Source organism: Parabacteroides sp. D25 (assembly GCF_000307475.1).
Classification (GTDB): domain Bacteria; phylum Bacteroidota; class Bacteroidia; order Bacteroidales; family Tannerellaceae; genus Parabacteroides; species Parabacteroides distasonis.
In genome coordinates this window covers 200,796-212,545 of the sequence record NZ_JH976507.1, presented here as the reverse complement: position 1 = coordinate 212,545, position 11,750 = coordinate 200,796, and the positions used below count along the sequence as shown (strand labels likewise).

General features: G+C 50.9%; 8 protein-coding genes. 5 read left to right on the top strand and 3 right to left on the bottom strand.

Going from position 1 to position 11,750, the window contains the following annotated elements; translation table 11 throughout:
• Positions 1 to 29 precede the first annotated feature (29 nt).
• From HMPREF0999_RS18485 to HMPREF0999_RS18465, 5 genes are all read left to right on the top strand, one after another.
• Positions 30 to 1,259: an LL-diaminopimelate aminotransferase gene (locus HMPREF0999_RS18485; RefSeq protein WP_005861937.1), complete on the top strand. Its 1,230-nt coding sequence runs from the start codon at positions 30 to 32 to the stop codon at positions 1,257 to 1,259.
• Positions 1,260 to 1,295: 36 nt separating this feature from the next.
• Entirely contained in the window at positions 1,296 to 3,482 is a 2,187-nt protein-coding gene (locus HMPREF0999_RS18480; RefSeq protein ID WP_005861934.1) for a glutamine synthetase III, read from the top strand.
• Between the two features lie 137 nt (positions 3,483 to 3,619).
• Complete coding sequence (locus HMPREF0999_RS18475; protein WP_005861932.1) at positions 3,620 to 3,877, top strand: hypothetical protein; 258 nt, start codon at positions 3,620 to 3,622, stop codon at positions 3,875 to 3,877.
• Positions 3,868 to 4,191: a type II toxin-antitoxin system RelE/ParE family toxin gene (locus tag HMPREF0999_RS18470; RefSeq protein WP_005861930.1), complete on the top strand. Its 324-nt coding sequence runs from the start codon at positions 3,868 to 3,870 to the stop codon at positions 4,189 to 4,191. The genes HMPREF0999_RS18475 and HMPREF0999_RS18470 overlap by 10 nt, the downstream gene beginning before the upstream one ends.
• Positions 4,192 to 4,203: 12 nt before the next feature.
• Positions 4,204 to 6,126: an NAD(+) synthase gene (locus HMPREF0999_RS18465; RefSeq protein ID WP_009276604.1), complete on the top strand. Its 1,923-nt coding sequence runs from the start codon at positions 4,204 to 4,206 to the stop codon at positions 6,124 to 6,126.
• 117 nt (positions 6,127 to 6,243) lie between these two features.
• Here the strand turns inward: HMPREF0999_RS18465 and HMPREF0999_RS18460 are convergent, their stop codons facing one another.
• The 3 genes from HMPREF0999_RS18460 to HMPREF0999_RS18450 form a co-directional block, all read right to left on the bottom strand.
• On the bottom strand, positions 6,244 to 9,873 hold the full coding sequence (locus tag HMPREF0999_RS18460; protein WP_009276603.1) for an ATP-binding protein: 3,630 nt from the start codon (positions 9,871 to 9,873) through the stop codon (positions 6,244 to 6,246).
• Positions 9,857 to 10,426: a condensin complex protein MksE gene (locus tag HMPREF0999_RS18455; RefSeq protein WP_005866029.1), complete on the bottom strand. Its 570-nt coding sequence runs from the start codon at positions 10,424 to 10,426 to the stop codon at positions 9,857 to 9,859. The genes HMPREF0999_RS18460 and HMPREF0999_RS18455 overlap by 17 nt, the downstream gene beginning before the upstream one ends.
• Before the next feature lie 88 nt (positions 10,427 to 10,514).
• Positions 10,515 to 11,702, bottom strand: coding sequence for a hypothetical protein (locus HMPREF0999_RS18450; protein WP_009276602.1), 1,188 nt, complete (start codon positions 11,700 to 11,702; stop codon positions 10,515 to 10,517).
• Between the last annotated feature and the right edge of the window lie 48 nt (positions 11,703 to 11,750).

Below are 11,750 nucleotides of genomic sequence, written 5' to 3'. Positions count from 1 at the left end.
ACAACAACATAAAAACAAAAGAACTGAGTATGGCACTAATTAATGAACATTTCCTGAAACTACAGAACAATTACCTTTTCTCCGACATCGCGAAAAAGGTAAACAGCTTCAAGGTTACCCATCCCAAAGATAAGATCATTCGAATGGGTATTGGTGATGTTACGCAACCACTTGCCCCCGCCGTTATTGAGGCGATGCATAAAGCCGTGGAAGAAATGGCGAGCAAGGATACATTCCACGGATATGGCCCCGAGCAGGGATATCCTTTCCTAATCGACGCTATCATCAAGAACGATTATGCCAGCCGGGGAGTCTTTATCGAACCGAGCGAGGTATTCATCAGCGACGGAGCGAAAAGCGATTGTGGAAATATAGGTGACATGCTCCGCCACGACAATAGTATCGGGGTGACAGACCCCGTATATCCGGCCTACATCGACTCGAACGTAATGAGCGGACGCACCGGGGTATTGGAAAACGGGAAATGGAGCGATGTCGTATACATCCCTTGCACGGAGGAAAACAACTTCGTACCGGATCTGCCCAGTCGCAGGGTGGACATCCTTTACCTCTGCTATCCCAATAACCCGACCGGAACGACCTTGACTAAGGACGAATTGAAGAAATGGGTAAACTATGCCCTTGCCAACGACGTGCTTATCATGTACGACTCCGCTTACGAAGCTTATATACAGGACCCGAATATCCCCCACTCTATCTACGAGATCAAAGGAGCGAAGAAGGTAGCTATCGAATTCCGGAGCTTCTCTAAAACCGCCGGGTTCACGGGGATACGTTGCGGATACACGGTCGTACCGAAGGAGCTGAACGCCTTCACGCTGGACGGGCAACGGGTACAGTTGAACAAATTATGGAACCGTCGCCAATGCACGAAATTCAACGGAACCAGTTACATAACCCAACGGGGTGCGGAAGCGGTTTATTCCACCGCCGGGAAACAGCAAGTGACAGCTACTATCAATTATTATATGACCAACGCGAAGATCATGAAAGAGGGCCTGCAAAACTGCGGTCTCACGGTGTACGGAGGCGATAACGCCCCATACCTCTGGCTAAAGACCCCGGACGGCCTCTCCTCATGGAAATTCTTTGACAAACTGCTTTATGAAGTCAAGATAGTCGGAACCCCCGGAGTGGGATTCGGACCGAGCGGGGAAGGTTATCTACGCCTCACCGCTTTCGGCGATAGGGATGACACCCTAGAGGCCATGGCTAGGCTGAGGAAGTGGCTAAGATAAGTCATTTACTATAAACAACAATAATCATCAGGTATTATGTCAAAGTTAAGATTTAGAGTCGTAGAATCGGCGTTCGAGAAAAAAGCGACCGAGCTAACCACTCCCGCCGAGAGACCTTCCAAGTATTACGGCGAGCTGGTATTCAACCGTGAGAAGATGTTCAAATATCTTCCAGAGAGAGCGTACGAGAGACTGGTGGACTCCATCGACAACGGTACCCCGTTAGACCGTGAGACAGCGAACGCCGTGGCCTCCGGCATGAAGAAATGGGCGATGGAAAAAGGCGCTACCCACTACACCCACTGGTTCCATCCCTTGACGGAAGGTACCGCCGAGAAGCACGATGCTTTCATCGAGCACGATGGCAAAGGCGGCGTACTTGAGGAATTCGAGGGGAAACTACTGATCCAGCAAGAGCCGGACGCCTCCAGTTTCCCGAACGGCGGTATCCGCAATACGTTCGAGGCCCGTGGCTACTCGGCTTGGGATCCTTCCTCCCCTGCTTTTATCGTAGGAGACACCCTGTGCATCCCGACGATCTTCATCGCTTACACAGGCGAGTCCCTCGACTACAAAGCTCCCTTGCTGAAAGCCTTGGAAGCCGTGAACAAGGCGGCGGTCGATGTCTGCCACTACTTCAACCCGGACGTGAAGAAAGTATACGCCTACCTAGGTTGGGAACAGGAATACTTCCTAGTAGACGAGGGCCTATACGCCGCACGTCCCGATCTGTTGATGACCGGCCGTACTCTGATGGGGCACGAGAGCTCGAAGAACCAACAGTTGGAGGATCATTACTTCGGAGCCATCCCCACCCGTGTCATGGAATTCATGAAAGACCTCGAGGTTGAGGCATTGAAACTTGGCATTCCCGTAAAGACCCGTCATAACGAGGTCGCCCCGAACCAATTCGAGCTGGCTCCCATCTTCGAGGAATGCAACCTCGCCAATGACCATAACTTACTGATCATGGCCCTAATGCGCAAGATCTCCCGCAAACATGGGTTCCGTGTCCTGTTGCACGAGAAACCGTTCAAAGGCGTGAACGGTTCCGGCAAGCACAATAACTGGTCGCTGGGAACCGATACCGGAATCCTTTTGATGGGACCGGGTAAGACGCCGGAAGACAACCTGCGCTTCGTGACCTTCGTGGTCAACGTACTGAAAGCCGTGTACACCCATAACGCATTGCTGAAGGCCAGCATCTCCAGCGCGACCAACGCCCATCGTCTGGGAGCGAACGAGGCTCCCCCAGCGATCATCTCCAGCTTCTTAGGGACACAGCTATCCAAGGTATTGGAACATCTGGAGAACAGCGATACGGAAGATTTCAACCTAGCGGGAAAGCAAGGCATGAAACTCGATATCGCCCGTATCCCCGAGTTATTGATCGATAACACGGATCGTAACCGTACCTCCCCTTTCGCCTTCACCGGTAATCGTTTCGAGTTCCGTGCCGTAGGTTCCTCCGCGAACTGCGCCGCCGCCATGCTGGTATTGAACGCCGCCGTAGCGGATCAGTTGAGGCAGTTCAAGGCCGAGGTAGACGCTAAGATAGCCACCGGAAAGGATAAGTTCGCCGCTATCATCGAGGTAATCCGCAAGGATATCAAGGAATGCAAGGCGATCCATTTCGACGGCAATGGCTACAGCGAGGAATGGAAGGCCGAGGCCGCACGCCGGGGCTTGGATTGCGAGACCAGCGTGCCTTTGATCTTCGACGCTTATTTGAAAGATAGCAGCGTCCGCATGTTCGAGTCCACGGGAGTCATGACCCGCAAGGAGCTGGAGGCTCGCAACGAGGTCAAATGGGAGATGTACACGAAGAAGATCCAGATCGAGGCCCGTGTATTAGGCGACCTGACAATGAACCATATCATCCCGATGGCCACCAAATACCAGTCTTCCTTGATCGACAACGTATATAAGATGCGTGAATTATTCCCCGCCGATAAAGCCGCCCATCTATCCTCCAAGAACATGGAGATCATCGAGGATATAGCGAACCGCACGATCTTCATCAAGGAAAAAGTGGACGAGATGGTCAACGCCCGCAAGATAGCCAACAAGATCGAGAGCGAGCGGGAGAAGGCGATCGCTTACCACGACCGGATCGTCCCGATGATGGAAGCCATCCGTTACCATATCGACAAGTTGGAACTGGTTGTCGACGACCAGATATGGACCTTGCCGAAATACCGTGAGCTTTTATTCATCAGATAGTCTTATTCAGACAGTAGTTTTTTGTTGATTGTTTTGTGTTAATAAGGAGAGGATGCTGCGAAGTATACCTCTCCTTCTTTTTTATCCCATACAAAATACATACCTTTGGGGCATAAATATATAGGAGGGAAATTGATATGACGACAATAGAGTTACAGCAATGGAGAGAAAGCTTCGTGGAGAGATACCTTAACAAGATCGATGACATGGAGATATCGGAGGAACTGGAACGGGCTGCCAAAAAGATCTTTTCCAAGAGAAGGACACCCCGCCCTTGCGTAATCCACTCGCAAGAGGAGATGATAGCAGAGGTACGGAAATCGGTAGAAGACGCCCGAGAAGGTAGAGTCACATCAAGTGAGGATCTAGATAAAGAGATAGAGACATGGTTCTGAAACAGAAAAATCCATATTGGACAGCCAAGGCCAAAGAAGATTTGAAAGAAATTACGAAGTATTATAAGAAGGAGATTTCTATCAACATGGCCCACAAGAAAGTCAAGGACCTGAAACATTACGCCGATTTGTTAGCTGACAATCCTCTTCTCGGTTTTTATGAGCAAGCTTTATCCTCGGAGCCGCAAGGCTTTCGGTCTCTTGTTCATGAACATTACAAAATCATCTATTTTATAGAAGATGATATCATCTATATCTCCGCGATCTTCGACTGTCGTCAAAACCCCGATAAATTAAGAACATCTATCAGATAAACAATAACAAATATGAATTACGGATTCGTCAAAGTAGCGGCAGCCGTACCACATGTTAAAGTGGCTGACTGCTTTTATAATATTCAACAGATCGAGGGATTGATGCGCCAAGCGTCCCAAAAAGAGGTCCAGATCATCGCTTTCCCCGAATTATCGGTTACGTCTTACACTTGCATGGACTTGTTCTCGCAAGAGACCTTACTCAGAAACGCCGAGAAAGCCTTGCTGGATTTAGTGAACAACACCGCCGATCTGGATTTACTAACGATCGTAGGTTGCCCGCTTGTCAGCGGAAGCCAACTGATAAACGCCGCCGTCGCTTTCCAACGGGGCGAGATACTAGGGGTAGTGCCCAAGAGCTACCTGCCCAGCTACAAAGAGTTCCAAGAAGAGCGTTGGTTCACGGCCTCTTCACACCTACAGCAATCCATGATCACGATCGGTAACCGGGAAGTGCCGCTGGATTGCTACCTGATCTTCGAGTATGATGAGGTACGTGTGGGTATCGAGATCTGCGAGGATCTTTGGGTTCCCATCCCTCCCAGCTCCGAGCTAGCCATGCAGGGGGCCAACTTGATATTCAATCTATCCGCCAGCAACGAGTTGATCGGTAAGCATGCTTACTTACGATCCTTGATCTGCCAGCAATCCGCACGTTGTATCGCCGGATACGTCTACGCATCCGCCGGTTTCGGGGAATCCAGTACCGACCTCGTATTCGCAGGAAACGGTATCATAGCGGAGAACGGCACGTTGCTGAAGGAATCCGAACGTTTCTCCATGGAGGAGCAACTCGTTATCAGCGAGATCGATATCCAGAACTTACAGAACGACCGACGGATCAACACCAGTTTCATGCAGGGTTATCTCAACCATAACATGGATAACGGCACCGTAGTCTCATTCAGCCTTCCCAACCGGACACTGGATTTGACCCGGGCAATCGACCCGCATCCCTTTACCCCCTCCGGCGACGCGCTGAAAGAACGTTGCGAGGAAATATTCCATATACAGGTAGCGGGACTCGCCAAGCGTATCCTCCATGCCCACGCCCAAACCGCCGTCGTAGGCATCTCCGGGGGACTGGATTCCACCTTGGCCCTACTGGTCACCGTCATGACCTTCGATGCCTTGAAGATCCCACGGGATAAGATCATCGGCATCACCATGCCCGGCTTCGGAACGACGGATCGTACCTATACCAATGCCTGCGACTTGATACGCTCCCTTGGCGTGACCCTCCGGGAGATCTCCATCAAGGAGGCTTGCGTCCAACATTTCAAGGATATTGATCACGACATCCATGTACATGACGTGACCTACGAGAACAGCCAAGCCCGCGAGCGTACCCAACTTCTTATGGACGTGGCGAACCAAGCGAACGGCCTCGTGATCGGTACGGGGGATCTCTCGGAGCTTGCCTTGGGCTGGGCTACTTACAATGGCGACCATATGTCTATGTACGGCGTCAACGGTAGCATTCCCAAGACATTGGTCAAATATCTGGTGGAATGGGTTGCCAACAACAAGGTAGACGAGGCTTCCCGCGCCACGTTATTAGATATAGTAGACACTCCGATCAGCCCGGAATTGATTCCCGCCGACGAGCATGGAAATATCAAGCAGAAGACGGAGGATTTGGTAGGCCCCTACGAGCTGCACGATTTCTTCCTCTATCACTTCCTACGCTTCGGTGCCTCCCCCGCGAAGATTTATTTCTTGGCGAAGCGGGCATTCGGGGAAACCTACGACGATGCCACCCTCAAGAAATGGCTCCATACCTTCTTCCGCCGCTTCTTCCAGCAACAGTTCAAGCGCAGTTGCCTGCCCGACGGCCCGAAAGTAGGCTCCATCAGCCTCTCCCCGCGTGGAGACTGGCGAATGCCGAGCGACGCGATGGCTACGCTTTGGCTGGATGAGATCGCAGGGCTTTAACATTCGTTCACGGGTATGGTCATAGACGAGGCTCTCTCATGGGTGTCGAAGCCTCGGCTATGACCCGTGAGAGAGCCTCAGTTATGATCGGTGAGAAAGCCTCGGCTATGATCCTGCCTAATCGAACTGCGTGATCACCCTCCGGATCCGGGTGAAGCTATCGCCGTCCTTCTCCAGTTTATAGATGTGCTTATAGGACAGGGCATCCTGCTCGGTCGGTGAGCCATTGATCAAGAGAATATCCCGGTCGTTGGCGAATTTCAAGATCCCCGCCACGTTATTCGGGTGTAGCTTCCCGATCTCATCCATCATGCAATGTAGCTTGAAATCAGAGAATACCGTGGAGGCGTTCCGCTTGAACACGTTCAGCAACATGATATTCACCATGGATTTGACCAAGATATCCGTACCCTCGGAGCCTACGTTCGTAAGGCGCTCCACGAAGCCCGTATCATTCCGGTTCTCGATCACCCGGAATTTAAGGTCGAAGAAATCCGCCAGACGGATCAAGTTGCCGGAATAAGCGTCCATCGACTTGATCAACTCACGTAGCAACGTCGTCGCCTTCTCCCGGGTAGCCGTATCGTCGGCCGAGGAAGCGAACAGGTTCTGCCCCAAATCCCAGCTATATTCCTCGTTGAATCGCTTGATCTCCTTCAACAGATTGACGATCTTGTTCTGGCTCGGATCGATACGCATCTCGATACACTGGATAATCCCCACGAAGTTCTTCTCCTTGAAATCGGCGTTGATCTGATCCACCACGCCACGGATATTGCCTTCCTGAGAGACCATGCTTTTCGTGTCCGCCGTAATCTGCCGGAAGATATCGGAGTTGCGGGTATTGATACGCAATTGGTATTCCGAGACCTTGTCCTCGTCGATAAACTCCTTCAAGTCGCAAGCGAAATCCATATACTCTTTATCATCCGAGAAGCTCGTCTTGAAGGCGAACACATTATCCTCGGAGAAATTGCCGGTGTAGGCGGTTATCTCCTTGCGCAGCTCGGAAAGTTTCTGGGATTGCTCGCTGACGCAGATCGTGATCTCCCGTACCAAGGAACGGCAATCGCCATTCGTATCCGTACGGTTCATGGAAGAGAAGACGGATTCCCTAGAGGTAAACCAGTCCAACAGGGTAGAGCGATGATATTCCTCCCGGTTCTCCAACGCTTTCCGGTTGGCCTCCTTCAGCTCCTTCAGCTCGGCATCTATCTTGAAGATATTCCGGTTCACGTCCGCCAGACGCTTTTTCAATTCCTCCTGTTCCCCGTGGATGATCTGCTGCAAACGTAGGCTCTCCGCCGTCCAGTCAGGTACCTTATCCAGCATCTCTCGTTTATCTTTCAGATACTCGATAATCAAAGCCTTGGTCTCGTTGATATACTTGATCTCCCCACCGATATACGCCAAGCGGGAATGTATCTCCTCCAAACGCCTCGGATCGCCACCACTGGCGGTCAGGCTATCCAATTGCTCCCTGTCATATCCGGATTTGCGCTCTTCCAGCTCCACTTTCTTGCGTGCGATCTCCTCCGAGATAGCTTCCCTCCGGGCGGAGAGTTCCTTATCCAAAGCAGCCAACTCATCTTTCTCTTGCTCATCCAAGGAAGCGAGTTCCCGGTCCATCTTGCCTTGAAGCGTGGCGATCTCCTGCCGGATCGAGGAAAGGGCGGCCTCGGCAGCGTTCAACTCCTCCTCCAAACGCCGGATCTCCTCCTGCCTCAGACGGGTCGCCTGATCCCGCAAGGCCGACAGACGAGACTCGTCCTCTTTCTTGCGAACCGCCAGTTGCTCCAACTCATATTCCGCGTGATAGATATCCTCCTTGATGGGCTTCACGGAGGATTGATATTGCTTGCGGAGATTCTCCTTGGCCGCCTCCAAATCCTGCCGCGCCGTAGCGATGAAGCGCTGGATTCCGGCACGTTTTTCCTCGGCCTCCTTCTTCTCCGTCAAGTAATCCTCCTTGGTCTTGACATTCCGGTGAATCCCGGAGGTGAAGCGGATTCCATAAAAGGTATCTCCCTCGCCTACCTCCGCCGTAAACTCTTTCCCGTAAAGCAGGCGCTCGTCACACACTTGCCCGATCGTCTGCTCCCAGCCGGGTTTATGCTCGGACAGCCAGTTGAAGAAGCTATCTTTCTGGTTATCCAAGAATTCCGTCAGTTCCGCTAGCTTAGCGCTCAGGGCCTCGATCTTCACCTCGTTGGATTCCGCTAGCTTTTGATAATCCTCATCCAAATGCTTCTCGGCGGTCTCGAACTCTTTCATCTGGTAGTTCAACTCGTACTTCAGCTCACGGATCTTCAGCTCCAAGTCCTTCCGGTTCGCGTCGTAATTACCGAGACGCCCTTTGACCGCCTCCAATTCCTCCGAGGTTCCCGACTGCCCCCGGGCAGTCTTGATACGCATCTTCAAGGCGGCGACCTCCGTCGTACGTTTCTCCCGATCCACCAACAAACGCTCTTTCTCCTCCGAGGCGGCATGGCGCGATTCCTCCCGTAGCCGTCGATAATACTCCCGGCGAGCCTCCCGACGAGCATTGATCTCAGTCTCTGCCGCCAGTAATTGTTTCTGTTTCTCGTTCTCGAAGCCGGCCAACTCGTTCTTCAGATTAGCGATCAAATTGGCGTGCAAGACCGAGGCTTCTTTATTCTTGGAAGAAAGCAAATCTTTCTCCACGACTAAGGATTCCTGTTCCTGCTGTAAGATCTCCAATTTGTTACAACGATCCATCGCCGTCTGGATATCTTTTCCGGCATAGAAAACCCGTTTCGCTTCCGCCTCCGACAAGGCGTTTTTCAGCACGGCCAACTCGCCTTCCATCGTGGCTGTCCGGTTCTTCGATTCAGCGTCCAGCTTATCCCTTTGCTTATAGAAATCCGATTTGACCGCCTCCTGCTCGTGTATCTTCCGGGACAACTCCGGCAAGATACGCTCCGTTTCCAGATAAGCCCCGCGCAATTGGCGGCACAGATCGTTGATCCGTAAATCCCGCTTACGGATATCGTCCGACAAGGTAGAGATCCCAGCGGCCTTCCGCGCCATGCCCGGCTCACGGAAAACACCGATATCATTCAGTTGCGCCTCAAAACCGGATAGATGGCTCCGGTAACGGCTCAAGTCGATCACGCTATCCGCCTCGTTCAAGGAGGTGATGATCGTCTGCTTGATATAATCCGCCTCCAAGCGTGAATTCAGCAAGACGTTCTGGATCGTACGGATGATATTCTGATACGAGCCGCTCTCCATCAAGGAATAACAGGAGTAATCCCGTTTATTATCCGAGTTTCCGTAGAGGATATTCCGGTATTCCTCATACGTGGAGATCGCCCCGCTATATTTGATACCGTTCTTATCGAGCACCGAGCGGATACGATCCGACGGATAAGGCGCTCCCTCCTCGTCGATAAAAAGATCCGGCCGGTACGGAGAGGCGATAAAACGGTAGCAGATACGGTTCATCGTCTTATAACTAAGTACCGTAAACCAACCATCCTCCCTCGCTACCTCGTAGATGATCGAGGAATCGGCATAAGGGAAATAATAATCCTGATACGACTTCTTCTCGACCGGGATTCCGAGCCGCTGCGTATCGGCGTTGTAAAAGAAAAGGATCGCACGGAGGATCGTACTCTTCCCCACTCCCTGCGTTCCGATTAAATGTATATTTCCATCCAGCTGTACTTCCGAGTAACGGATAGCGGCGCTGTTTATAAATACTATTTTATTGAGATATCTCATCTTCGTTCTTTATGTTAATACTATGGATCATCTTCGTGAGGTAGTCCCACGAGGAGAGCACTTTCCACGTCCCGTTCATATCGCTTACGCACTCGATAAAGCCCTCTTTCGTCATCCTGTCCAAGATGGTATCGAGGATATCCTTGCGTTTCTCCTTGCCTCCGGTATGTTTTTTCAACCCGTCCAGCTTCATCTCTAGATCCATGTCGATACGGGAACGTACCAATATCTCCGCCGGCGAGAAAGTGAAACCGGGCCCGAAGGCCGTATCGTACGTACAGAAGAAGTCCATGATATCGATCCAAGCGAAGAAACGCTGGAGCTTTTGCTCCAAGGTAGCCCGGGGCTCCTTGCGGGAGAAGTAGAAGTAATTATTCCCCTGCTCCAACACGAAATTGATATGCGAGAAATAATCACGTAAACGCTCAAAATTATCTTCTACGACCGAGAAGAGTGTCCTCAACTCCTTTACACTTGTATTCGAGCACAGAAAATTACCTTTCGACAGGTAATCATAGATCTGTGCGGTCTGTACCGGTAAATTATCTATCATCCTTATTATTATTGTTGTTCTATTTTATCCAGTTGTAGAGACGGGGCGTGCCCCGTCTCATCACAGGGGGCACGCCCCGTCTCTACAACTAGGTTCTTTGAATAATGGCATATTCTATATGCTCCATATGCCCAAAACGGTCTGTTATCTCCAACTCATTCTCATAGAGGGAGAGTAAACGGCAAAATAACGTAACCTTCGCCTCGAAATCCATCTTCCGGTTATAATCATACGCCATCACGAAAGAGAACAAATCCCCTCCGGTCCGGCTAAAAACATCCATCATCTTCCGGGTATTGATAGCAGCCTCCCCCACCTCTTGATTCTCCATCTGCTCGGCGGAGATCACCCCCAGCTCCTGCCGGTGGATCACCTTGTCCGGCCGTATGCCGTCGGCCACCTTCAAGATGACATCCTGTGCCTCGTCCGTTTGCAAATAAGGAATGGAAACCTTGAATAAGGTAGGCTGCACGCCCTCCAATACCACGGAACGCTCCGCATCTACCACCTCCCGCACGTTCGTGTTCTCCTGTAACTCAAACTGCTCCCGCAGATATTTGATACGACGCAGCTTACGGGTAAAACCCACCTGCGTACGGATCTGGTTCAAGTAATCAATGATATCCTGTTGGGAATGGATCAAGCTATGGCCGGCGCTCAATAACTCCGTCTTCAACTCACGGGCGATCGTCAACAGCTCCTCGTCCGGGGCTTGGGCGAAAAAGGGAGTCCGTTCCCGATCCAGCAGCTTCTCCACTTCCACGATCAGGCGGTTGATCTCGATTCGTTTAGCGTCCAGATTCTCCAGTTTGGCGATCTTCACCTTATAGCTCGGCTCGTTCTTGAACGTATTATCGATCACCCGTTGCAAGGACACCACGTTACGTACCAAGATCTTCCCGATCTTCCGCAAATGCGCCTTGACCGATCGCAGATAGCCCAACTTACGCAAATCGTTATCCTCCTTGCTATAATAATCGATCAATTGATACACCAACTGGATATTCTCATCGATCACCGAGGTAGAAATCTCCTCATTCGCCTCCAGAAGCAGCTCATAGAAAGAGAGATAATGCTCATCCATCTCGATATAAGGGCCGTTCCTGCGGATCACCTCACGCTCGATCAAGATATTCAATTTATTCTCATCGATAATATCCAACGCATAATCATAGCGAAACGGTAATGATTTTCTTTTCTCAAATAAGACCTCCAATAGGTCCTTTCCCAGATTTAGCGTGTTCGTTATATGGGGTATTGAATTATATATGTACATCCTAAACAATTAAGGACACAAAGGTAATAAAAATACAAGTAACCCTTT

Coding starts and splice junctions, on each gene's coding strand:
- HMPREF0999_RS18455 (WP_005866029.1), bottom strand. CDS start 10,426: ATGATAGATAATTTACCGGTACAGACCGCACAGATCTATGATTACCTG.
- HMPREF0999_RS18475 (WP_005861932.1), top strand. CDS start 3,620: ATGACGACAATAGAGTTACAGCAATGGAGAGAAAGCTTCGTGGAGAGA.
- HMPREF0999_RS18480 (WP_005861934.1), top strand. CDS start 1,296: ATGTCAAAGTTAAGATTTAGAGTCGTAGAATCGGCGTTCGAGAAAAAA.
- HMPREF0999_RS18470 (WP_005861930.1), top strand. CDS start 3,868: ATGGTTCTGAAACAGAAAAATCCATATTGGACAGCCAAGGCCAAAGAA.
- HMPREF0999_RS18460 (WP_009276603.1), bottom strand. CDS start 9,873: ATGAGATATCTCAATAAAATAGTATTTATAAACAGCGCCGCTATCCGT.
- HMPREF0999_RS18485 (WP_005861937.1), top strand. CDS start 30: ATGGCACTAATTAATGAACATTTCCTGAAACTACAGAACAATTACCTT.
- HMPREF0999_RS18465 (WP_009276604.1), top strand. CDS start 4,204: ATGAATTACGGATTCGTCAAAGTAGCGGCAGCCGTACCACATGTTAAA.
- HMPREF0999_RS18450 (WP_009276602.1), bottom strand. CDS start 11,702: ATGTACATATATAATTCAATACCCCATATAACGAACACGCTAAATCTG.